We start from the raw sequence: 23,708 nt of genomic DNA on the forward strand, positions 1-23,708 counted from the left end.
GCTGCATGTGGAATGCAAGGTGATGTGATTGCGAAAGATAAAAATAAGGTAGGCAGGGGGGATGTTTTTTTTTTTCAAGCAGAAGACGGCATACGAGATGTAGAGAGGTCTCGTGGGCTCGGGGGCGACGGGAACCTCGACGTAGCCCTCCCTCGTCACCTCGTCCTTCTCGCCGTTGCGCTCCTCCTGCTCCTCCGGGGCGTCCTCGGTGACGAGCTCGGGCACCGCGTCGGGGACCGGCTCGACGCGCGGGGCCTTGGCGGCGGCTGCGCGCTCCTCGAGGGCGGCGCGGGCGCGCTCGTAGGCCTCGCGGAGGAGCTCCTCCTGGCAGTTGACGCGCGGGTCGTCCGGCGCGCTCTCGACGCGCGCCCAGGTCCCCTCGGAGGTGAGCTGGCGCGCCTTGACGTTGTCGGAGAGCTGCAGGTCGATGAAGTGGCGGACGATCTCGCAGCACGCGGGGTCGCGGACCGGGTAGGCGATCTCGACGCGACGCTCGGTGTTGCGCGTCATCATGTCGGCGCTCGAGAGGTAGATCGTGTCTGCGTACTCGCCGAACGCGTAGATGCGCGCGTGCTCGAGGAAGCGGCCGGCGATCTGGCGCACCACGAGCCCGTCGGTCTTGCCGGGGACGCCCGCCTTGATGCAGCAGATGCCGCGGACGATCATGACGACCTTGACGCCCGCCTCGCACGCCTCGGAGATCTTGTCGATGACGTCGCGGTCGGTGAGGGAGTTCATCTTGAAGAAGACGCGCGCCGGGGCGCCCTCGCGGGCGCGGGAGATCTCGCGGTCGAGCCCGCGCATGACGAGCGGCTTCAGGCCCACGGGGGCAACGCCGAGCTGGCGGTAGGTCCCGCGCAGGTTGCCGAGCGAGAGGTTGCGGAAGAAGGTGTTGCCGTCGGCGCCGATGCCCTCGTCGGCCGTGAGGAGCATGAAGTCGGAGTAGAGGGTCGCCGTCTTCTCGTTGAAGTTGCCGGTGCCGAGGCACGTGATGCGGCGGATGCCGTCGTGGTCGTGGTAGGTGATCTGGCAGATCTTCGAGTGGCACTTGAAGCCCTCGGACCCGTAGATGACCGTGCACCCGGCGTCCTCGAGGCGCTCGGCCCAGGCGATGTTGTTGGCCTCGTCGAAGCGGGCGCGCAGCTCCATGAGGACGGTGACGTCCTTGCCCGCCTCGGCGGCGCTGATGAGGCTCTCGCAGAGGTGGCTCGACTTGGCGACGCGGTAGAGCGTGATCTTGATCGAGATGCACGCGTCGTCCGCGGACGCCTCGCGCACGAGGCGCAGCAGCGGCGTCATGGACTCGTAGGGGTAGGTGAGAAGGACGTCGTGGTCCTCGACCTGGCCGCGCATGGGCTGGGAGAGGTCGACCATCGGCGAGATCTGGGGCTCGAAGCGGCGGAACACGCACGCGGCGTGCTCGTGGTCGGGGATGTGGGACTCGAGGCCGTAGACGTAGCCCAGGTCGATGGGGCGCTCGAGCCTGAAGATGCGACGCGGCTCGAGGGAGAGCTCGTCGGCGATGAACGACTCGAGGGACTTCCCCAGCTTCCCGCGGATCTCGAGGCGCACGGGCTGGAGGCGCTGGCGGAGCTTGAGGACCTTCTTCATGTGCTGGCGGTAGTCCTCCTCCTCCTCGACGCCCTCTCCGTCGGGGTCGATGTCGGCGTTGCGCGTCACGCGCAGCACCGCGGAGCGCTTGGGGGCGTAGTCGCCGAAGCACTGGTCGAGGCAGGTCTCGAGGACGTCCTCGAGCAGGGTGTAGCGCCAGGCCTTGGCGGTCGCGGGCAGCGCCACGACGCGCGCCTCGGTGCGCGGGACCTCGATGATGCCGAGCACCCCGGCCTCGTCGGCGCCGTCGAGCGAGCAGGCCACGAAGAGGCGGCCGTTGCGCAGGTTGGGGAACGGGTGGCGCGGGTCGACGATGAGCGGGGAGATGATCGGCGCGAGGCGGCGCTCGAAGTGGCGCTGGACCGCGGCGCGGTCGGCGTCGGTGTAGTCGGCGGGCGACACGCGCACGAGGCCGTGCTCCGCGAGCAGGGCCTCGACCTCGGCGAGGCCGCGCTCGTGGCGCTCGACGAGGGCGGGCAGCGCGTCGAAGATGGCGGCGAGCTGCTCGGTGGGGGTCATGTTGGACTTGTTGTCCTTGGGCTGGTTCTTGAGGGAGGCAAGGTCGGAGAGGCCGCCCACGCGGATCATGAACCACTCGTCGAGGTTGGACTCGACGATCTCGCAGAACTTGAGGCGCTCGAAGGCGGGCACCTCGGGATCGTAGGCCTCGTCGAGGATGCGGTCGTCGAAGCGCAGCCAGCTCAGCTCGCGGTTCTGCGTGTACGAGAAGTCGCGCTGGTGGCGCTTGGAGCCGTCGTCCTTCTCGCCCGCGTACTTGCTCGCGGCCTTCTTGAGCGCCTGCTCCTTGGCTGCCGCCTTGGCGTCGCCCCCGTCGCGCGCCGGGGACTGCGCGACGTCCTTGCTCTTGTCCTTGCTCATCGCTGATGCCTTTCGATGTGTGCGTTGCTTGCGCCGGGGCGCGGCGTGGCGCGCGCGGACCCGTCGCACGATCTGTCCGTATGATTCTAGCAGCGCCCCGGCGCCCCGGCCGCCCCTCAAGGTTAAGGTTGTGAAAAGAGCCGGGCCAGCGGGCGCGACGGCCGAGCCTGCGCTCCGCGGGGCGTGCTACGATGCAGCTCTCACGCTCGCCGCGACGCCGCGCCGTGGCCGCGCGCAACGCCCACGAAAGGAGAGCCATGGCCGTCAGCCTCACCGGACGCAACTTCCTCAAGCTCCTCGACTTCACGCCGGAGGAGATTCGCTACCTGCTCGACCTCTCGGCGGACCTCAAGGCCAAGAAGCGCGCGGGGGAGCCGCACCGCTACCTCGAGGGCAAGAACGTCGCCCTCATCTTCGAGAAGACCTCCACGCGCACCCGCTGCGCCTTCGAGGTCGGCGCGGCCGACCTCGGCATGCACGCGGTCTACCTCGACCCGAGCGCCAGCCAGATCGGCAAGAAGGAGTCCATCCCCGACACCGCCCGCGTGCTCGGCCGCATGTTCGACGGCATCGAGTACCGAGGGTTCGGGCAGGAGCGCGTCGAGGAGCTCGCTGCGTTCGCGGGGGTGCCGGTGTGGAACGGCCTCACCACCGAGTTCCACCCCACGCAGATGCTCGCCGACGTGCTCACGATGGAGGAGGAGTTCGGTCGCGGCGGCATGGCCGGGCGCAAGGTGACCTTCATGGGCGACGCCGGCAACAACGTCGGCAACTCGCTCATGGTGGTCTGCGCCAAGCTGGGGATCGACTTTTGCGCCTGCGGGCCGGCGGAGCAGATGCCGGACGCCGCGCTCGTGGAGGAGTGCCGCGCCGTGGCGGCGGGGTCCGGCGCCACGATCACGCTCACGCCCGACGTCGAGGAGGGCGCGCGCGGGGCGAGCGTCATCTACACCGACATCTGGGTCTCCATGGGCGAGCCCTCCGAGCTCTGGGGCGAGCGCATCCGCCTGCTGTCCCCGTACCAGGTCAACGCCGAGCTCATGGCGCTCGCCGCGGACGACGCCATCTTCATGCACTGCCTGCCGAGCTTCCACGACCGCAAGACCACCATCGGCGAGGAGGTCTACCAGCAGTTCGGTCTGGCCGAGCTCGAGGTGACCGACGAGGTCTTCGAGGGGCCGCGCAGCCGCGTCTTCGAGGAGGCCGAGAACCGCCTCCACTCGATCAAGGCCGTGATGCTCGCTACGCTGCGGTAGGGACGTGCGGGACGTCGACTGCGCGCTGGTGGGCGCGCAGTCGACGCGTATCGTGTCCGCGCGGACAGGAAGCGCTTCGAGTGCGCGCCCCTTGGCCGGGGCGAGCGCGCAGTCGACCCGTATCGTGTCCGCGCGGACAGGAAGCGCTTCGAGTGCGCGCCCGGCCCGGTCCGGGAGCGCGCACTCGGCGCACATTGCGTCCGCGCGGACGGAAATCGCGCCCAATGCGCGCTGCGCGGCGCGCACTCGACGCGTATCGTGGGCGGCGAGAAGTACCTCCCGCCCTTGACGCGGCCGGCCGCGTCGTGGCTGGCCCGTGTTCATTTTGCGAAGGCGGACGCGTCGAGGCGACTCGAGGCCGGGTTCGCAACCCCGGGCACCGGCGCCGCTTCCTCGGCGCACGAGGCGTGAGCGCGTCTTCGCGGAGGTCGCCGCGAGCGGGCCGCGAGCCCCCTGGCGGCGAGGTGCGCGCGTGACCCGCTAGCCTCCTCTCATGGAGGTGGTGTCATGAGGGAGAGCAGGATCTGCCTGGCGGCTCGCGACTCTCTGAAGATGCTGAGGCTGGCGAGGAGGACCGCGGGGCTCGCGCTCGTTCCCGCGGACGAGCGGGCGCTTCGCGGCGCCGACGACTCCGTCTCGCGCGACGAGCTGCTCGAGACGCTGCCGAGAGAGGTCTTTCAGCCTGATCTTCACCCCGTTCACCTGCGCTTCGATGACGCCGGGTCGCGAAGCCGCTGCTCGCTTGTGCAGGCGCACTCCGGTCTGGGCGTCCTTCCCGCCGACTGCTACCTCGAGGTGCTGCGCTCCTCGGGGGACCCCCTCGGCGAGGGAGGGGGAGGCTGCGCGCACGTCTTCGTGGAGTCCGGCGGGATGATGATGGCGAGCGCCGCCTCCGCGCTGGCCGCCGCGGTCGCAGGTGATCGCCTCTCGGAGGATGAGGCGCAGATCAAGCTGGTCAGCCTTGCCATGGAGCTCTGCGGAATCTACGCGCGAGACCCGCTCAGGCCGCTTTCCGGCGATGTCGCCCACGACCTTGCTCCCATAGGGACCGTCAGCGAGGCGATCGAGCTCCTTGGTTCGCTGGGACGAAGGCGCGGCGTCGCGCTGGCCCGTCGCGCGCTCCAGCTGGCAAACGACGGCTCGGGCTCTGCCATGGAGACCTTCTGGTACGGCATCTTCTGCCTCCCGCCCCGCCTCGGCGGCGCTCACCTTCCGCGCCCGCTCCAGAACGTTGCTCTTGAGTGGCCCACCGACGTCGTCGACGTGGTGTCGCACGAGCGCATGCGTCCCGACTTCCACTGGCCCCGGTACCGGACCGCCTGCGAGCACCAGGGCGGCGACCACACGAGCGAGCGGGCGCTTGCGGAGGACAGCCGTCGCGCGCGCGACTACGAGCTCTGCCACATGCACTACCTGCCGCTCACCAAGGAGGACGCGCGCAACGAAGGGGCCGTGAGGGCGCTTCTCGCCCAGCTCTTCGAGGTGATCGGTCCCTACGAGGGGGAGAGCTTCCCGAGAAGGGCGCGCCGGGTCCTCAACGACCCAAAGGTCCGCGGTTCCCGCAGGGTGCTCATGGGTCATCTCCTTCCACCGGTGACGTGCCCGTGAGGCGTGGCGGCGCGCGTGGGGCGACAAAGATTGCGTCGAGTGCGCGCTGCGCGGCGCGCACTCGACGCGTATCGTGTCCGCGCGGACAAGAAGCGCCCCGAGTGCGCGCCATTTGGCCGGGGCGAGCGCGCACTCGACGCGATTACCGTCCGCGCGGACAGAAAGCGCGCCGAGTGCGCGCCCCCTGGCTGGGCTGGGCGCGCACTCGGCGCACATAGTGACCGCCGGCCCGTGACCGCCGCCAGCCGTGGCCGCCGCCAGCCGTGGCCGCCGCTAGCCCGTGACCGCAGGTCCGCGCTAGTACACCATCCCCATTGCCTCGCGGACCTCGTCGAGGGTCGCCGCGGCGATCTCGCGCGCGCGCCGGTTGCCCTCGTGCAGGACGTCGGCAACGTAGCCCATGTCCTTCTCGATCTCTGCGCGACGCTCTCGGATGGGGGCGAAGTAGCCGTTCACGGCCTCGGTGACGTACTTCTTGAGCTGCCCGGCGCCGCCCATGCCGATCTCCTCGGCGATCTCGCGCGGGTCTCGCCCGGTGCAGATGCCGGCGGTGGTGAGCAGGCCGGAGACCTCGGGGCGGCTCTCGGGGTCAAAGGTGATCATGCGCTCCGAGTCGCTCTTGGACTTCTTGATGAGGCGCGCCGTCTCCTCGGCGGTCATGGAGATGGCGATGGCGTTGCCGTAGGACTTGCTCATCTTGCGCCCGTCGAGGCCCGGGAGCAGGGGCGTGGAGGTGAGAAGGCCCGTGACCTCCGGGAAGACGCGGCCGTAGCGCTCGTTGAAGCGCCGCGCGATCTTGGAGGTGATCTCGATGTGGGGCAGCTGGTCGCGGCCCACGGGCACGATGTTGCCCTTGCAGAAGAGGATGTCGCAGGCCTGGTGCACGGGATAGGTGAGCAGGAGCCCCGTGAGGGCGTGGCCGCTCGCCTCCTGCTCCGCCTTGACGGTGGGGTTGCGCTCCATCTCTGCCTCGGTCACGAGCGAGAGGAAGGGCAGCATGAGCTGGTTGAGCTCGGGCACCGCCGAGTGCGTGAAGATCATGGTCCTGGCCGGGTCGACGCCGCACGCCAGGTAGTCGATGACCATGTTGTAGACGTTGTCGCGGATGTGCTCGGTGGTGTCCCGGTCGGTGATGACCTGGTAGTCCGCGATGATGATGTTGGTGCGAACGCCCATCTCCTGCAGGCGGACGCGGTCCACGAGCGTCCCGAAGTAGTGGCCGAGGTGCAGGCGCCCCGTCGGGCGGTCGCCCGTGAGCATGGTGTACGCGCCGGGGTTGACGAGAAGGTCGGCGTGGACCTCGTCGCTCCTGCGCTTGGCGGCCTCGTAGCTTCCCTCGTTGGGCATGGGTCCTCCTTGCGTGCGCACGCGTGCGCGAAGCCTCGTGGTTGTGTCAACGGTTCCCTATGGTACGGCAATCGGTCCGCTTGTGCACCGAGCGGGCGCCAAACCCTGTTAAACTGGTGGGGATACGTCGACGAGAGGGGGAGCCTTGGCAAGCTCATACGGCACGGACGCCGACAAGAGCTCCCTCAGGAGCAACTACCTGCGCGTTCGCCGGACCATCCCCGCCCGCCTCAGGATCTCGTCGGACGATGCCATCCGCTCGACGCTGCGCTCCTTCGGCGTCTTCGCCGACGCGCCCGTCGTGCTCACCTACGTCTCGTTCGGCGCGGAGGTCGACACGCGCGTCCTCATCGAGGACCTGCTCGAGGAGGGCCGCCGCGTCGCCGTGCCGCTGGTCGACCGCGTCGAACGCTCCATGAGCTTCCGCGAGATCTTCTCGCTCGGGGAGCTCGCGCCGGGGACGATGGGCATCCTCGAGCCCGCCCCCGACGCGCCCCGGCTCACCGTGCCCGAGATGGTGCGCTCGGCGTGCCTCGTCCCCGGCCTCGTCTTCGACGGGTCGGGCCATCGCGTGGGCTACGGCGGGGGGTACTACGACCGGTTCCTCGCCTTCTACCCCGGCAACAAGATCGGGCTGGCGCGCGTGACGCAGCTCTCGTCGAACCCCCTGCCGGTGGGGGAGCACGACATGCCCATGGACTTCCTCGTGAGCGAGGGGTCCGTCTGGGGCTGCCACCCCAACCTGTAGGACCCGGCGAGAAGGACCTCGACGCTTCGCGCAGACTCGCGGCGCGCGCCGCCCTGCGGCGGGGCCCCGACGAGGCTACAGCCCGAGGTGCGCCGCCATGTCGTGCATGGCCTTGCGGTACCCCTCGACGCCGAGGCCGATGATGGTCTCGAAGCACGCCGCGCGGATGTAGGAGACCTGGCGGAACTCCTCGCGCTCGGCGACGTTGGAGATGTGGACCTCGATCATGGGCAGGCCGACGGCCTTCGCCGCGTCGAGGATGGCGATGGACGTGTGCGTGTAGGCACCGGGGTTGATGATGATCCCGGCGTAGGAGCCGTAGGCGTCCTGGATCGCGTCGATGAGGTCTCCCTCGTGGTTTGACTGGAAGCACGTGCAGTCGGAGAACCCCGCCTCGCGCGCCGCGTCGTGGCAGACGCGCAGCATGGCCTGATAGGTGTCGGTGCCGTAGATGTCGGGCTCCCGAATGCCGAGCATGTTGATGTTGGGGCCGTTGATGACGAGCACCCGCGCCGGCGCCGCGCCGCCCGCCGCCCCGCCCCCGTCGGCCGCCGCGGGCGCGACGGCGGTCTCGTCGTCCTCGTCGAGCGGGGCGACCGGGTCGCCCCCGTCGTCGGAGTCGGCGATGACGTCGAGCAGGCTCACGAGCTCGTCGACGGAGTCGCCCGCATGGGCCGGGGCCTCGTCGGTGCGGCTCTGCGCGAGCGCGGCGTCGCGCAGAGCGTTCTGCGTGATGTGGACGTGGATGGGCGCGTTGGCCCCGCTGCCGAGGTCGTCGAACGCGTCGTCCGCCCCCTCGATGCCGGTGAGCCTCACGAGCGCCTCGTGCACCGCCTCGACCTTGCCCGGGCCGAACACGACCTCGATGCCGTTGGAGCCGCGCTTTACGAAGCCCAGGACGCCGCGGGCGGCGGAGAGCTGGTCGGTGTCGACGAGGGCGGGGTCCTGGGTGAGGATGCGCAGGCGGGTCATGCAGATGTCGTTGGCCGTCACGTTGTCCCGGCCGCCCACCGCCGCGAGGACCTCCTCGGCAATCTGATCTCTGTCCACGTCGCGACCCTTCCTGTCGTCGAATCGCGAGCGTGGGAGCCCCGTCTCCGCACTCAACGCATGCTCGACCCGTCGTTGCTGTCTGATGTGACAGTATACGGGGTGCCCCTCCTCGGCACGTCCCACTCCGCGAGCGGCGTCGTGGGCGGCGTCCGGACACGCACGCGCGCCCGGACGCGCGCGTCAGAGCGCGCCGAGAAGCCCCGCGATCTTCTCGGCGTCCCCCGCGGCAGATCCCGTGCACTCGACCGTGACGTCCGCCCACGCGCGGTAGAGCGGGAGCCGCTCGCGGGCGAGCTCCTCGATGCCCCGGCGCTGTGAGACGGGGCGCCCCTCGCTGCTGAGCTCGGAGGTCGGCCGGTCGAGAAAGACTATCGTCGCGTTCTGGCGGAGCAGGTCGCGGTTCTCCTCACGGGTGACGACGCCGCCGCCGCACGCGATGACGAGGCCCGACCTCGCGGCGTAGCGGCCCGTGAGCTCCGTCTCAACCCTGCGGAAGCTGTCCTCGCCGTCACGCTCGATGATCTCGGCCGCGCTTCGGCCGGTCTCGGTGCGCACCGCCTCGTCGATGTCGACGAAGGGGCGGCCGAGCAGACGCGCGAGGCGCCGCCCGCAGCTCGTCTTGCCCGCGCCCGGCATGCCGATGAGCGCGACGCTCTGCGTCTGCGCGGTGATCGCGGCCTCGATCTTGGGCACGAGCGCGTCGTCGAGCTCGCGTCCCTGGAAGAGCTCGCTCGCGTAGAGGGCCTGCGCCACGAGCATGGCGAGACCGGACTCGGCCGGGATCCCCAGGCGCTCCGCCAGGAGCACGAGCCCCGTGCGGCGGGGGTTGTAGACGATGTCGAGGACGCCGAGCAGGGCGCGCAGCGAGACGAGGCACCCCTCGTCGACCGGCGTCGCCGGGCAGGCGGGGTACATGCCCACCGGCGTCGCGTTGACGAGAAGGACGGCGCCGGCGTGGCGCTGCGCGAGGGTGGTGTAGGTGTCGTCCCCGGTCCGGGAGATGAGGCTCACGCGCGCGCCCGCGTGCTCCTCGAGCGCGTAGGCGACGGCCTGGGCGGCACCGCCCGTGCCGAGCACGACCGCCTCGCGTCCGTCGAGGAGCTCGCGCGGCGAGCCGCCCAGGCGCTCGCGGCAGAAGCGCGCGAGCATCCAGGTGAACCCGAGCACGTCGGTGTTCTCGGCGACGACGGAACCGTCCTCGGCGCGCACGAGCGTGTTGGCCGCGCCGAGCCGCTCCACCGCGGCCGAGCGCACGTCGGCGAGCATCGCGGCGTCGCGCTTGTAGGGGATGGTCACGTTGAGCCCGCGCCAGGCCCCGTCGCGAACGAGGGGAGCGACCTCGTCAGGCTCGAGCTCGACGAGGTCGTAGGGCGCCGAGCCGAGGCGCTCGTGGATCTGCCGCGACCAGCTGTGCCCGAGCTTGCGCCCGAGCAGGCCGAACTCGGCGCCGCCGCTCAGCCCCGCCCTGCCCCGCTCCCGCGCCGTCATCACAGCACCTCCGAGTAGCAGCCGAGGAGCCGGACGTCCTGGCAGACCCCGCCGATGCTCCCGAGCAGCGACGCGAGCTCGGGCGAGGCAGCCGGGCAGGCGACGTCGAAGTAGAACATGAACTCGAAGTCGCGCTCGGGTATGGGGCGGCTCTCGAGCTTGAGGAGGTTGATGTCGAGCGCGTAGAACTTGGCGAGCAGCTTGTAGAGCGTGCCGGGCTCGTGCGGGAGCACGATCATGAGCGACGCCCGGTCCGCCCCGGGGTAGATCTCGAGGTCGCGGGAGATGCAGGCGAACCGCGTGTAGTTGTTGTCGCGGTCCTGGACCGAGGACGAGAGCGTCGCGAGGCCGTAGAGCCCCGCGCAGGCGCTCGAGGCGAGCGCGGCGACGTCCCGGCGGCCCGACTCGGCGACGCTGCGCGCGGCGACGGCCGTGTTCTCGCAGACGTGCACCGTGACGTCGGGCAGGCCCGAGAGGAACTCTGCGCACTGGTTGATGGCCTGCTCGTGGCTGTAGATCTCGCGGACGGTCTCGAGGCGCGCGCCCGGCGCGGCGAGCAGGCTGTGGTCGACCTTGACGCGCGTGGTGCGGACGACGTAGAACGAGTGCTCGCGCATGAGGTCGAAGACCTGGTTGACCGAGCCCGCCGTCGAGTTCTCGAGCGGGAGCACGCCGTAGTCCGCGGCACCCTGCTCAACGGAGCGGAAGACGGCGTCGAAGGTGGGCGCGAAGCTGATGGTGGGCCTGCGGAAGATCCGCTCGGCGGCGATCTGCGAGTAGGCGCCCTCGGTTCCCTGGCAGGCGACGTGGGCCGACCGGGGGAAGAGCTCGGGCGTCGCGGCGCGCGCGGCCGCGACGGCGCCGCGGAGCCCGTCGGGGGCGTCGTCGCCGAGAAGGGCGTGCTGCCGCGAGCGGGACGCCTCCATGAGGAGCTCCATCAGCACCTGGGCGTAGGTGGCAAGGTCCTCCGGCGCGCGCCGGGCCGCGTCGGCGACCTTCGCTCGCTCGCGCGCGGGGTCGAAGACGCGCATGCCGTGCTCGCGCTTGTAGGCGGCGACCCCCTCCGAGACGCGCCCGCGCTCGGCGAAGAGGCGGAAGATCTCCGCGTCGATCTCGTCTATCTGCTGTCTCAGCTCGGAGAGCTCAGCCATGTCGTTCCTTCCTCTTTGCTACGTACCTGCGCGTCGCCGGGCGTCCCGGTCGTGAGACCCGGCGCTCGGACAGCTTGCCGAGAAAAGCGCTCGGCAAGAACTCGCGGCGGGCCTCACGACCGGGACGCACGCGAGTCGTCTTTCGACCCGGGCCTTGGCCCGCCCGGAGCCCGACGGCTCACTCCTGCGGCGGCCAGGCGAGAAGCGCGTCGGCCACGGCGAGCGCGCAGACGGCCTCGACCACGGGGACGGCGCGGATCACGGCGGTGGTGTCGTGGCGACCGTGGACGCGCAGCGTCGCGGGCTCCATGGTCGAGAGGTCGACGGAGCGCTGGTCGACCATCACGCTCGAGATGGGCTTGAGGGCGCAGCGCACGAGCAGCGGGGCGCCGGTGGTGATGCCGCCCAGGATGCCGCCGGCGTTGTTGGTCACGGGGACGCACGAGCCGTCTCTGACCTCGTAGGGGTCGTTGTTCTGGGTGCCGCGCAGGCGCGCGGCGGCGAAGCCCCTGCCGAACTCGACCCCCTTCACCGAGGGGACGCCGAAGAGCGCGCGGGCGATCACGTTCTCCATGCCGTCGAACATCGGCGACCCGACGCCGGCGGGGAGGCCGCACGCCACGCACTCGACGATGCCGCCCACGGTGTCCCGCTCCGAGCGCGCCGCCATGACGGCGTCGACCATGCGCGCCCCGGCAGCCTCGTCGACGACGGGGACGCGCCTGCCGTCGGCGAGCGCCGCAAGCTGCGCGGCGAGGGCGCGGGAGGCCTCGGGCGAGTTGTCGAGCGCCGCGAGCGGCTCGTCCTCGATGCCCGCGAGCTCCGCCACGTGCGCGCGCACGGTGACCCCCCTCGTGCGGAGCCACTGGAGGGCGATGCCGCCCGCCACGCACAGGGGCCCGGTGAGGCGCCCGGAGAAGTGCCCCCCGCCGGGGACGTCCTGCTCGCCGTGCCACTTCGCCCACGCGGTGAAGTCGGCGTGTCCGGGCCGCGGCACCTCGAGGATGTTGCCGTAGTCGGCGGAGCGGGTGTTGGTGTTCTCTATCAGCGCGGCGAGCGGCGCCCCGCAGGTGCGGCCCTCGGGGTTGAGGCCCGAGACGACGCGCACCGCGTCGGGCTCGCGCCGCGGCGTCGACCACGGGTCGCGCCCCGGGGCGCGACGCTCGACGAAGGCCGAGAGCTCCTCGAGGTCGACGGGCATCCCCGCGGGGAGCCCCTCGACCACGCAGCCGACGGCGGGGGAGTGGGACTGGCCGAACACGGTGACCCTGAGGGCGGTGCCAATGGATGAGGGCATCAGATCTCCTCGCTTTCGACGACGCCCCCGAGGGAGGCGAGGTCCTCGAAGAAGGCCGGGTAGGACTTGGAGACGCACTCGGCCCCGCGGATCGTGACGGGCGCCTCGCAGCGCGCCGCGAGGACGGCGGCCATCATCGCGATCCGGTGGTCGCCGGCCGCGTCGACCGTGCCGCCGCGCAGGGCGCGCGAGCCCTCGATGACCAGGCCGTCCGCGGTGACCTCGGCGTGCCCGCCGAGGTCGTTGACGACGGCGGAGACGGTGGCGAGCCGGTCGGACTCCTTGAGGCGCAGGCGCGCGGCGCCGCGGATGCGCGTGCGCCCCTCGGCGCAGGCCGCCACGGCCGCGAGCGGGGGCACGAGGTCGGGACAGCTCTCGACCGACAGGTCGCGGCCCGCGAGGGCGTCGGGGGCGCATGCGGCCCCGTCCGCGCGGCGCAGCACGCGGGCCCCGAGCAGGGCGAGCGCCGCGAGCACCTGGCGGTCGCCCTGGGCGCTCGCGGGGTCGAGCCCGCGCACGGCGACCCCGGCGCCCCCGAGCGCGCCCGCCGCGAGCCAGAACGCGGCCCCCGACCAGTCGCCCCCCACCGACACGGTGCCGGGCGAGGAGAGTCCGCTGGGGGCGCTGACGACGAGGGCGCGCGCCGCACCCGCCTCGGTGCGGACGCGCTCCTCGGACACCTGCGCCCCGAAGCGCTCGAGCGCCCGCGCGGTGAGGTCGATGTAGGGGCGCGACTCGACGGGCTCCGCCACGTCGATCTCGACGGGCGCGCGAAGGATCGGCGCCGCCATCATGAGTCCGCTCACGAACTGCGAGGAGACGTTGCCGGGGAGGGAGAAGCGCCCGGCGCGCAGGCGCCCGCCCACGACGAGCGGGACCTCCCCCTGGCGGGAGAGCTCCGCCCCGTGGGCCACGAGCTCCTCGTAGAGCGGCGAGAGCGGTCGCTCGGGCAGGCGCCCGTGGCCCACGAGGCGCGCCCCGCACCCGAGGGCCGCGACGACCGGCAGGAGGAAGCGCAGGGTCGAGCCCGACTCGCCGCAGTCGAGCACGGCGCCCCGGGCCGCCTCGGGGAGGTTGTCCGAGGCGGAGGTCCCAGGGACCGGGCGCACGCGGAACCCGCGGCGGGTGCGCGTGACGCGCGCGCCGAGCGCCTCGAGGCAGGAGACGGTGGCGTCGATGTCGTCAGAGGACGTGGTGCAGTCGATGTCGGTGGTGCCGGGCGCGAAGGCGGCGCAGATCAGCAGGCGGTGCGCCTCGGACTTCGAGGACGGCGCCTCCACCTCGCCGGTGAGCTGTCCGGGCTGTACGGTGACGTTCACGTGATGGTCTCCAGGCGGTCGTGGCTGTTCCTGCTTCGGTGTCGGCGCGCGGGGCGCGCCCGGCGGCTGCGGGGCGGGGCCTAGCACCCGAGCTCGACCAGCTCGCGGAGCTCCTCGAGGCTGACGCGGCGCACCTCGCAGCCGCCGACCTCGACCGGCACCACGATGTTGACCCCGCCTCCGCGGCGCTTCTTGTCGTGGGCCATGTAGCGCATGAGCTCGTCGACGGGCACCTCGCAGCCGGTGGGAAGGCCGTGCGCGGCCACGCAGGCCTCGATGCGCGCGGCCGTCTCGCCCCCGCACCAGCCGCGCCGCGCGCAGGCGCGCGCCATCATGCAGAGGCCGGCGGCGACGCACGAGCCGTGCCCCCGGGCGAAGTCGCTCGCGGCCTCGATGGCGTGGCCGATCGTGTGGCCGAGGTTGAGCGTCTGGCGCACGCCGCTCTCTCGCTCGTCCGCGTTCACGACGTCGCGCTTGATGGCGACGTTGCGGGCCACCACGTCGACGAGCCTGCGCTCGTCGAGCTGGTCCGCGGTGAGCGGGCGCGCGGTCAGCTCGTCGAGCAGCGCCGCGTCCGCAAGGACCGCGTGCTTGACCACCTCGCCGCAGGAGTCGCGGAAGAGGTCCGCGGGGACGCTCGCGAGGCAGCGCACGTCGGCGACCACGGCGGCGGGCTGCCAGAACGCGCCCGCGAGGTTCTTGCCGGCGGAGAGGTCCACCGCGGTCTTGCCGCCCACGGAGGAGTCGACCATGGCGAGAAGCGAGGTCGGCACCTGCACCACGTCGACGCCGCGCAGGTAGAGTGCCGCGGCAAGGCCCGCCATGTCCCCCGTCACGCCGCCGCCGAGCGCGACCACCGTGTCGCCCCGGGTGAGCTCGCGCTCGGCCAGCGCCTCGAGGATCTCCCCGAGGGTGCCGATTCGCTTGCTCTGCTCGCCGGCGGAGAAGACGATGCGGCGCGCCACGTCGTAGCCGGCCCGCGCCAGCGACGCCTCGGCCGCGTCTGCGTAGAGGGGGGCGACGTTGGTCTCGCTCACCACGCAGCAGCGCGACCCGCCCGCCGCCTCGCGGGCGATGCGCCCGAGCTCAAGGAGCGTGCCCGCCCCCACGGTGACGTCGTAGTCTGCGGAGGCGGCGCTCACGTGCACGAGGCGCTCAGCGCCCTCGCGGCCCTTCTCGATCATCTCCTGTCGACCTCCCGCTTGATCGCGTCGCCCTCGGCGAGAAGGGCCTCGAGCCGCTCCGCGTCGCCCGCGTCGATGGCGTCCTTGTACGCCGCGAGGCTGTCGATGATCCTGCCGAGCTCAGCGGAGAGGTTGTCTGCGTTGTCGAGGAAGAGCTCGGTCCACATGGGGGCGTTCAGGCGCGCGACGCGCGTGAGGTCGCGGTAGGAGCCGGCGGAGAAGCCGCGGTGCCCGCGGGCGGTGGGGCTCTTGACGTAGGCGTTCGAGACGACGTGGGCGAGCTGCGAGGTGTAGGCGATCATGCGGTCGTGCTCGGCCGCCGTCGCCAGGGTGAAGCTGCCGAAGGCGCAGGGGGCGAGCAGCCCCTTCAGGCGCTCGAGGACCTCCGCGCGCTCGATGTCGCCGGCGGTCTCGGGCGGGACCACGACCATCGGCGCCCCCTTGAACATGGTCGCGCGCGCGTGGGCGAAGCCGGAGTACTGCGTGCCGGCCATGGGGTGGCAGCCGACGAAGGTGAAGGGGCGCCCGGCGCACGCGTCGCCGCAGCGCTGGCAGATGACGCGCTTGACGCCCACGGTGTCGATGACGATGGCGCCGGGGGAGACGAGCCCCGCGCTGCGCTCGAGCCACTCGACGGCCGAGGCGGGGTAGCCCGCGAGCACGATGAGCTCGCAGGTGGGGATCGTCGACTCGTCGAGCTCGCCGCTCACGGTCTCGATCATGGCGAGCTCGAGGGTCGAGCGCGTGCGGTTCCACGCGTACACCTCGACCCCGGCGGCGGCGAAGGCCTTCGCGAACGAGCCCCCCATGAGGCCGAGGCTCACGACGCCCACGCGCCCGGGCACGAAGGTCGGCGCGGGGCCGAGGCTCTTCTCGTCGGACATCTACGCCTCCTCGATCGGTGCGCAGACGGCCTCGCGGATGAGGGCGATGCGGCGCATGGCGTCGGCGAACTGCTCGGGCGTGAGCGCCTGGGCGCCGTCGGACCAGGCCTTGGACGGGCAGTCGTGGACCTCGATCTCGAGCGCGTCGGCGCCGGCGGCCGTCGCGGCGTAGGCGGCGGAGCGCACGTAGCGGGTGTAGCCGGTGGCGTGGCTCGGGTCGCCCACGACGGGGAGGTGCGTGAGGTGGTGAAGGACCGGGATGGCGTTGACGTCGAAGGTGTTGCGCGTCCTGGTCTCGAAGGTGCGGATGCCCCGCTCGCACAGCATCACGTTGGGGTTGCCCTCGCTCATGACGTACTCGGCGCTCATGACGAGCTCGTCGATGGTCTGCGACATGCCGCGCTTGAGAAGGACGGGCGTGCTCGTGCGCCCGAGCTCCTTGAGCAGGGTGAAGTTCTGCGCGTTGCGCGCGCCGACCTGCATGACGTCGACGCCCTTGGAGACGAACAGCTCGACGTCGCGCGGGTCCATCACCTCGGTCACGACGGGCATGTCGAGCTCTCCGCCCGCCTCCATGAGCAGGTCGAGGCCGCGCTCGCCCATGCCCTGGTAGGCGTAGGGGGAGGTGCGGGGCTTGTAGGCGCCCCCGCGCAGCATGGTGGCGCCGGCGGCGCGCACGGCGCGCGCGATCTCGATGAGGTTGTCGCCCTCGACCGAGCAGGGGCCGGCGATGACCTGGAAGCTGCCACCGCCCACGAGCACGCCGTGACCGCAGTCGACGACGGTGTCCTCGGGGTGGAACTTGCGGTTGGCGAGCTTGAACGGCTCGGAGACGCGCTGGACGCGCTCGACGAGGTCCATGCTCTCGAGGATGAACGGGTCGATCTGGGTCGTGTCGCCGATGATGCCGACGAGGGTCTCGTTGTCTCCCTGCGAGACGTTGGTCTTGAAGCCGCGCCCCTCGATCCAGGCGACGAGCTGGTCGAGCTGCTGGGTCGTGGCGGTGCTCTTGACTACTGCGATCATGTGGGCCTCCCTCCGGTCTGCGGTCCGCTCTTCGCGCGGTCGCGCGCTGCGCCCGCGCCCCGCGCCGGGACCGGGCACGGGCCCCGTTGCGCGGAAATGCGTGCCATCGTACCACGGCGTCGTATCCGCTGGGTTACGGGTCTTGGGTTCGTGGACGGGTCGTGCGGCCCCGTCGGGGCCGCCGTGGCGGGGCGGAGGCGATTTGAGCCGATCGTTGGGCCCTCCCAGCGCCGCGGCTCCATGGGTCGGGCGACGGCGGCCGCGCCGCCGACCGGGGGGCGCATGACCGGCCGACGCGTCGCCGACGGGCGGGGCAAGACTGACCGGCGCCTCGCCGACGGGCGGCCCGAGCATGCCTGGGTGCACGGTTCGGCCCCCTCCAGGGCCCCTCTCTGTGCTATGTGGCATTCTGGGCGATATGGCATGCTCGGCAAGCCGGCGGCCCGGTCGGCCGCGGAGGCTCCGCGGGCGGCCGGGCCGGTTTTGCCCCTTGACAATGTTGAGCTCAGATTAGAAAAGGCCCGACCCCATGGTGGGGCCGGGCCCGGCAATCGTGGTGCGCCCAGGGGGATTCGAACCCACGACCTTCTGCTCCGGAGGCAGACGCTCTCATCCACTGAGCTATGGGCGCGTGCGACTGGACAGTATAGCGCACTTGCCGCCACCCCGCGACCGGGTTGGCAAAAAAGGCGGCGGGAGGTCGCCGCGCCGCGCCGGCACGACCGGGGAGTCTCTCCTTTTTGTAAGGTTTGGGGCCGCGCCGCCGCCGCGTGGCACAATGGCTGGCGTATGTCCGCAGGCGGGAGGGGAGAGATGACCGACGACGAGAGGGGCGCCGAGCTCGCGGGCCTCACCGACGAGGAGGTCGCCGAGCGCGTGGCCGACGGCCGGACCAACGCAAACACCGACGTGCGCACCAAGTCGGTGGGCCAGATCGTTGCCGAGCACGCCCTGACGCTGTTCAATGCGGTCAACCTCGCGCTCGCCCTGCTCGTGCTGCTGACCGGGCAGTACCGCAACATGCTCTTCATGCTCGTCGTCGCCGCCAACCTGCTCATCGGCGTCGCGCAGGAGGTCCGCGCCAAGCGCATGGTGGACCGCCTCACCATCCTCACCCAGAAGGAGGTCGTGGTCGTCCGCGCCGCGGGCGAGGTCACGCTCCCGCCCTCCGAGCTCGTCGCCGACGACCTCGTGCGGCTCTCCCACGGGGACCAGGTGCCTGCGGACGCCGTCATCGTCTCCGGGCACGTCTCGATGAACGAGAGCCTGCTCACGGGCGAGTCCAAGCCGGTCTCCAAGGGCCCCGGCGACGAGCTGCTCTCGGGCAGCTTCGTCGACGCCGGAAGCCTCGTCGCGCGGGTGACGCGCGTCGGGGCCGAGGGCTACGCGGCGCGCATCAACGCCGAGGCAAAGTACGTCAAGGCGGTGCGCTCGGAGATCCGCGACACCCTGAACGCCATCATCCGCCTCGGCACCGTGGTGCTCGTGCCGCTCGGCCTCGCGCTGTTCCTGCGCAGCCTCCTCATGGACGGCGGCAGCCTGGGCGACGCCATCCTCACCTCGGTGGCGGCGGTCATCGGGATGATCCCGCAGGGGCTCGTCCTTCTCACCTCGTCGGTCCTCGCCATCGCGACCTTCAGGCTCGGCAGGCGAATGGTCCTCGTGCAGCAGGCCTACTGCGTCGAGACGCTCGCGCGCGTGGACACGCTCTGCCTCGACAAGACGGGCACGATCACCACCGGCGAGATGGAGGTGGCGAGCGTCGTGGCGGCCCCGGGCGCCGCGACGGCCGAGGTCGAGCGCGCCCTGGCGACCATCGTCGCGGCCAACGAGGCCGACGCCAACGAGACGGCGCGGGCCATCCTGCGCCACGCCTCGCTCTGCGACGTCGCGGTCGAGCCGGTCGTGCGCGTGGTGCCCTTCAGCTCGGCGCGCAAGTACTCCGGCTGCGTCACCTCGTCGGGACGGGCGCTCGTCATGGGCGCCGCCGCGTTCGTGCTCGGTCCCGCGCGCGCCGCGGAGGCCGACGAGCTCGCGCGTGCCTTCGACGCGACGGAGCGCGTGCTCGTGGTGGGCGAGGCCCGGGGCTTCGACGGCGAGGGGGGCATCCTCGGCGAGGTCTCGCTGCTGGGATGCGTGGCCATACGCGACGAGATCAGGCCGACCGCCGAGCAGACCATGCGCTTCTTCGTCGAGCAGGGCGTCGAGCTCAGGGTCATCTCGGGCGACGACCCCCGGACGGTGTCCGCGATCGCCGCGCGCGCCGGCGTCCCGCTCGCCGAGAGGTGCGTGGACGCGAGCTCCCTCTCCTCCGACGCGGAGCTCGACGCCGCCGTGGACGGCGCGCGCGTCTTCGGGCGCGTGACGCCGCAGCAGAAGCGCGAGCTCGTGCAGGCGCTCCATCGACGCGGGCGCGTGGTGGCCATGACCGGGGACGGCGTCAACGACGTGCTCGCCCTGCGCGAGGCCGACTGCTCCGTGGCGATGGCCTCCGGCTCCGCCGCCGCGCGCAACGTCTCGGAGATCGTGCTCGCCGACAACGACTTCGCCCACATGCCCGAGGTCGTCGCCGAGGGGCGGCGCTCGATCAACAACCTCCAGCGCTCCGCCTCGCTCTTCCTCGTGAAGACCGTGTTCACCGCGCTTCTCGCCCTCGTGTGCGTGGTGATGCCGCCCTACCCGTTCATCCCCATCCAGATGTCGCTGCTCTCCACCGCGATCATCGGCATCCCCTCGTTCGTCCTCGCGCTCGAGCCCAACCACGAGCTCGTCCGCGGGAGCTTCCTCGCCAACGTTCTGGCCCGCTCGCTGCCGGCCTCCGCGGCGATCGTCGTCGCGCTCGTGGCGGAGATCGTCGTCGGGCGGGTGCTGTCGCACTCCTTCGGCGAGGTCTCGACGGTGTGCACGATGCTCGTCGCCTTCGTGGGCGTCGCGCTCATCTGGCGGATCTCGCAGCCTATGACGCCGATGCGCGCCGCGCTGCTGGCGGTGGTCGTCGCCATTGTTGCGCTTGGGTGTACGGTCTTCGCCCCCTTCTTCGAATTCGTCGACCTTACGGGTAGCATGGGTGTCGTCGCCATCGTCGCGGGTGCGCTTTCCGTCGCGCTCTTCAACGTGATGTACGACCGCTCGCTCGGTGGGTACGAGAAGAGCGAACGCTTCTCCCGTCTCGTGAGAAAGGTTGAGGGAAAGCATGGCAACTAGCGACTTCCGCGCGGCGGTCCTCGCCGCCCGCCGTCCCGCGCGCGTCGAGGCGTCAGGCATCGCGCGCCCGGCAACCGTGGTATCCGGCGTCCCGGGGGCCGAGCGCCTCCCGCGCGCGCTCGTCACGCTGCTCGAGAACGTCGTGCGACGGGCGGCGACGGACGACGACGCCGTCCGCATGGCCGAGGCCGTCGTGCGCGCCGGGTGCGCCGGGGAGGCCGGCGACGAGATCGAGTTCATGCCCGCGCGCGTGCTCTTCCAGGACTTCACCGGCGTCCCGGTCTTCGTCGACTTCGCCGCCATGCGCGACGCCATGGTCGAGCGCGGCGGCGACCCGCTGCGCGTCAACCCGCTCGTCCCGTGCACGCTCGTGGTCGACCACTCCGTGATCGCCGACGAGGCCGAGTGCCCGGGCGCCGTCGAGGCCAACCAGCGCCTCGAGGCGCGCCGCAACCGCGAGCGCTTCGCCTTCCTCAAGTGGGCGAGCAGGTCGTTTCGCAACGTCGAGATCGTCCCGCCCGGCGGCGGCATCTGCCACCAGCTCAACATCGAGCGCCTCTGCAGCGTCGTGACCACCGACGCCCTCTCCGACGGCGGCGACCACGCGTGCTTCGACACGCTCGTGGGGACCGACTCCCACACCACGACGGCCAACGGCGTCGGCGTGCTCGGCTGGGGCGTCGGCGGCATCGAGGCGGAGGCCGCGGCGCTCGGCCAGCCGGTCTCCATGCTCGTCCCGCCCGTCACCGAGCTGCGGCTCGTCGGGGCCCTGCGCCCCGGGTCCTCGGGCATGGACGTGGCGCTCACGGTGGCGCAGCTCCTGCGCTCCGCGGGCGTCGTCGGCTCGATCGTCGAGGTGACGGGCGAGGGCGTCTCGTCGCTCACCGCCACCCAGCGCGCCTGCGTCGCCAACATGACGCCCGAGTACGGCGCCACCGCCACGCTCTTCCCGGTCGACGACGCCACCCTCGACTACCTCGAGCTCGCCGGGCGCGACCCAGCGGAGCTCGCCTTCGCCCGCGCCTACCTCGAGGCCCAGGGCGTCTGGGGAGACGAGGGCGCCGACCGGCGCACCTACGCGCGCACGCTCGAGCTCGACCTCTCTTCGGTCGAGCCCTCCCTCGCCGGCCCCTCGCGCCCGCACGACCGCGTGGGCGTCTCGGGGCTCAGGGAGCGCTTCGAGTCGTCGGCGCGCGCGGCGGGCCGCGACCTCTCCGAGCGCTTCGAGGTCGAGGGCGTCGGCGAGCTCGCGCACGGCGCCATCGCCATCGCCGCGATCACGAGCTGCACCACCGCGACCGACCCCGCGATGATGGTCGCCGCGGGCCTCGCCGCGCGCCACGCCGTCGAGCGCGGCCTGCGGCCGCGCCCCTGGGTCAAGAAGGTCCTCGCGCCCGGCAGCCACGCCACCGAGCTCCTGCTCGAGCGCTGCGGCCTGATCGAGCCCCTCCGCGAGCTCGGCTTCTACACGTGCGGGTTCGGGTGCATGAGCTGCATCGGCAACTCCGGCGAGATAAAGGACTGCCTCAGGGCGCGCGCGGCCGACATGGAGCTCACGAGCGTGCTCTCCGGCAACCGCAACTTCGAGGGCAGGATCTCGCCCGACGTGAGCCAGAACTACCTCTGCCAGCCCGCCCTCGTGGTGGCCTACTCGCTCGCGGGCACCGTCGACGTCGACCTCTCCGTCGAGCCTATCGGCCTGGGCGAGGGCGGCGCGCCCGTCATGCTCTCCGACATCATGCCCACCGACGAGGAGGTCGCCGCCGCGCTCGCCGGCAGCCTCGACGCGTCGCTGTTCGAGGAGGGCGCGCGCGGGCTGCTCGAGGGGTCCTCGACCTGGCGCTCGATCGAGGCGGGGGAGTCCGCGACGTTCCCCTGGGACGAGTCCTCGACCTACGTCCGCCGCGCGCCGTACTTCGAGATCGCCCGCGAGCGGCGCGTCGTCTCCGTCGAGGGCGCCCGCGCCCTCGCGATGCTCGGCGACTTCGTGACGACGGACCACATATCCCCGGCGGGCTCGATAGCCGCCGACTCTCCCGCGGCCCGCTACCTCGAGGAGCGCGGCGTCGAGCGCGAGGACTTCAACACCTACGGCGCGCGCCGTGGCAACCACGAGGTCATGGCGCGGGGCACCTTCGCCAACGTCAGGCTCAAGAACGCCCTCGCCGACGGTCGCGTGGGGGGCTGGACCAAGAACCTCCTCACCGGGGAGGTCGTGCCCATCTTCGACGCGGCGCGCGCCTACGGGGATGCGGGCGTGCCGCTCGTGGTGGTCGCCGGCAAGCTCTACGGCTCGGGCTCGAGCCGCGACTGGGCGGGCAAGGGCCCGCTGCTGCTGGGCGTGCGCGCCGTCATCGCCGAGAGCTTCGAGCGAATCCATCGCTCCAACCTCGTGCAGATGGGCGTCCTGCCGCTGCAGTTCCTCGACGGCCAGGGAGCCGAGAGCCTCGGCCTTCGCGGGGACGAGACCTTCGACGTCGCCCCGGTCGACCTGTCGGGCGGCCTTCCGGCGAGAAGGACCACCGTGGTGACGGCGCGGCGCGCCGACGGGACCGAGACGCGCTTCGAGTGCGTCGTGCGCGTCGACACCCCGATGGAGGGGGCCTTCCTCTCGAGCGGCGGCATCCTTCCCTACGTCCTCGGCCGCATCGCCGAGCAGGGGGGAGACGAGTCGCGCCGATGAGATGTCCCTCCTGCGGCGCGCAGGTGCCCGACGGTGCGCTGACGTGCCCGAGCTGCCGCTCCTCGCTCGACGTGACGCGCAAGATCTCGATATCCGACGCCACGTGGTGCCCGAGCTGCGGGGCGCTGGTCGCCCCCGGCGCGAGCGAGTGCCCCAAGTGCGGGGCCTCGCTCGTCGCCGACGAGCCGCTCTCCGCGCGCTCGGTGCGCGACCTCGACCTCCCCGAGATCGGCAACACGGGCGTGATGGACGCGCTTTCCGAGGAGGGGCGCACCGGCGTCATGACGCGCATCGAGAGCGCCATCCCGCCGGTGGACGACGCGTCGCTTCCCACGCGACGGGTCGACCGGATGCCGCGCACGCGCGCCCTCGCCCTCGCGGGGCTGCTCGCCCTCGTGGTGGTGGGCGGGGCGGCGCTGCTCATCACGCACCCCTGGGACCCCGAGGCCAACCGGATCTCGGCCACCACGCCGGCCGACACCTCGATGCAGGGCTTCCCCGGGCTGCTCGAGTCCCTCACGGGCCAGGACAAGCAGACGGGCCAGGGCTCCGAGACCCAGTCGTCCGCCGAGCTCCTCGTGCAGTACCACGGGGAGCTCGGCGACCTCTCCGAGCGCGCCGACGCCAGCGAGGAGTCGCTCGGCGACGTCGGGCTGACCGGCAGCGCCGAGGAGCGCGCGCAGGGCCTCGAGGACGTGAGGGCGCTCTCGATCGAGGTCTCCAACCTCATCGAGTCGATCGGCGGCCTCGAGTCGAGCGACAACGCGGACGAGGTCCAGCACCTCCTCACGCTCGGCAACTGGCTGCGGAACCGCTGCGACGCGCTCGAGGACGGCTGGTCGCGCTCCGCGGAGGCGGACCGGCCCGCCGACGAGCGCGACTCCATCCTTGCGGACGTGAGCGCCTCGGCGGAGTACGCCTCGTTCTTCTCGGAGAACTACGACGACTGGGCACCGGCCGCATGACGTGC

Annotated in this window: 15 protein-coding genes and 1 tRNA gene; 6 read left to right on the forward strand and 10 right to left on the reverse strand. The window is 71.8% G+C overall.

Going from position 1 to position 23,708, the window contains the following annotated elements; genetic code table 11:
* The first annotated feature begins 2,747 nt into the window (after positions 1 to 2,747).
* Together argF and BQ7106_RS02150 are read left to right on the forward strand one after the other, a co-directional pair.
* The gene (gene argF, locus BQ7106_RS02145) at positions 2,748 to 3,746 is read left to right on the forward strand and encodes an ornithine carbamoyltransferase (protein WP_072370635.1); all 999 of its coding nucleotides are present in this window, start codon (positions 2,748 to 2,750) and stop codon (positions 3,744 to 3,746) included.
* 507 nt (positions 3,747 to 4,253) lie between these two features.
* Positions 4,254 to 5,354 carry a hypothetical protein gene (locus BQ7106_RS02150; RefSeq protein WP_072370637.1) on the forward strand — a complete coding sequence of 367 codons (1,101 nt, stop codon included), beginning with the start codon at positions 4,254 to 4,256 and terminating at the stop codon, positions 5,352 to 5,354.
* 297 nt (positions 5,355 to 5,651) lie between these two features.
* On the opposite strand, the gene trpS is transcribed toward BQ7106_RS02150, so the two are convergent.
* Complete coding sequence (gene trpS, locus BQ7106_RS02155) at positions 5,652 to 6,701, reverse strand: tryptophan--tRNA ligase (protein ID WP_072370640.1); 1,050 nt, start codon at positions 6,699 to 6,701, stop codon at positions 5,652 to 5,654.
* Between the two features lie 145 nt (positions 6,702 to 6,846).
* Here trpS and BQ7106_RS02160 point away from each other — a divergent pair, with 145 nt between their 5' ends.
* The gene (locus BQ7106_RS02160; RefSeq protein WP_072370643.1) at positions 6,847 to 7,449 is read left to right on the forward strand and encodes a 5-formyltetrahydrofolate cyclo-ligase; all 603 of its coding nucleotides are present in this window, start codon (positions 6,847 to 6,849) and stop codon (positions 7,447 to 7,449) included.
* A 75-nt stretch (positions 7,450 to 7,524) separates the two neighbouring features.
* On the opposite strand, the gene aroQ is transcribed toward BQ7106_RS02160, so the two are convergent.
* The 9 genes from aroQ to BQ7106_RS02205 form a co-directional block, all read right to left on the reverse strand.
* Positions 7,525 to 8,499: a type II 3-dehydroquinate dehydratase gene (aroQ, locus tag BQ7106_RS02165; protein ID WP_072370646.1), complete on the reverse strand. Its 975-nt coding sequence runs from the start codon at positions 8,497 to 8,499 to the stop codon at positions 7,525 to 7,527.
* A gap of 183 nt (positions 8,500 to 8,682) precedes the next feature.
* Positions 8,683 to 9,990 (reverse strand): shikimate kinase, encoded by a 1,308-nt coding sequence (locus BQ7106_RS02170; RefSeq protein WP_072370649.1) that lies wholly within the window; start codon positions 9,988 to 9,990, stop codon positions 8,683 to 8,685.
* On the reverse strand, positions 9,990 to 11,141 hold the full coding sequence (locus BQ7106_RS02175; RefSeq protein ID WP_072370653.1) for a bifunctional chorismate mutase/prephenate dehydratase: 1,152 nt from the start codon (positions 11,139 to 11,141) through the stop codon (positions 9,990 to 9,992). The genes BQ7106_RS02170 and BQ7106_RS02175 overlap by 1 nt, the downstream gene beginning before the upstream one ends.
* 178 nt (positions 11,142 to 11,319) lie before the next feature.
* A complete protein-coding gene (gene aroC, locus BQ7106_RS02180; RefSeq protein ID WP_072370658.1) occupies positions 11,320 to 12,438 on the reverse strand; it encodes a chorismate synthase in 1,119 nt (372 codons plus the stop codon).
* Positions 12,438 to 13,757 (reverse strand): 3-phosphoshikimate 1-carboxyvinyltransferase, encoded by a 1,320-nt coding sequence (aroA, locus tag BQ7106_RS02185; protein WP_072370661.1) that lies wholly within the window; start codon positions 13,755 to 13,757, stop codon positions 12,438 to 12,440. Before aroA ends, aroC begins: the two co-directional genes overlap by 1 nt.
* Positions 13,758 to 13,837: 80 nt before the next feature.
* Entirely contained in the window at positions 13,838 to 14,941 is a 1,104-nt protein-coding gene (gene aroB, locus BQ7106_RS02190) for a 3-dehydroquinate synthase (protein ID WP_072370664.1), read from the reverse strand.
* Positions 14,938 to 15,825: a prephenate dehydrogenase gene (locus BQ7106_RS02195; RefSeq protein ID WP_072370668.1), complete on the reverse strand. Its 888-nt coding sequence runs from the start codon at positions 15,823 to 15,825 to the stop codon at positions 14,938 to 14,940. Before BQ7106_RS02195 ends, aroB begins: the two co-directional genes overlap by 4 nt.
* On the reverse strand, positions 15,826 to 16,851 hold the full coding sequence (gene aroF / locus BQ7106_RS02200; protein WP_072370671.1) for a 3-deoxy-7-phosphoheptulonate synthase: 1,026 nt from the start codon (positions 16,849 to 16,851) through the stop codon (positions 15,826 to 15,828).
* Between the two features lie 554 nt (positions 16,852 to 17,405).
* Positions 17,406 to 17,482 (reverse strand) — tRNA-Arg (locus BQ7106_RS02205).
* 182 nt (positions 17,483 to 17,664) lie between these two features.
* On the opposite strand from BQ7106_RS02205, the gene BQ7106_RS02210 reads away from it, so the two are divergent.
* From BQ7106_RS02210 to BQ7106_RS02220, 3 genes are read left to right on the forward strand one after another with little or no spacing between them, the layout of a single operon-like run.
* The gene (locus tag BQ7106_RS02210) at positions 17,665 to 20,055 is read left to right on the forward strand and encodes an HAD-IC family P-type ATPase (protein WP_072370674.1); all 2,391 of its coding nucleotides are present in this window, start codon (positions 17,665 to 17,667) and stop codon (positions 20,053 to 20,055) included.
* Positions 20,045 to 22,738, forward strand: coding sequence for an aconitate hydratase AcnA (gene acnA / locus BQ7106_RS02215; RefSeq protein ID WP_072370677.1), 2,694 nt, complete (start codon positions 20,045 to 20,047; stop codon positions 22,736 to 22,738). The genes BQ7106_RS02210 and acnA overlap by 11 nt, the downstream gene beginning before the upstream one ends.
* Positions 22,735 to 23,703, forward strand: a complete 969-nt coding sequence (locus BQ7106_RS02220; protein WP_072370680.1) for a zinc ribbon domain-containing protein — start codon at positions 22,735 to 22,737, stop codon at positions 23,701 to 23,703. The genes acnA and BQ7106_RS02220 overlap by 4 nt, the downstream gene beginning before the upstream one ends.
* Positions 23,704 to 23,708 lie beyond the last annotated feature (5 nt).

The organism is Thermophilibacter mediterraneus, from assembly GCF_900119385.1.
Taxonomy (GTDB): Bacteria; Actinomycetota; Coriobacteriia; order Coriobacteriales; family Atopobiaceae; genus Thermophilibacter; species Thermophilibacter mediterraneus.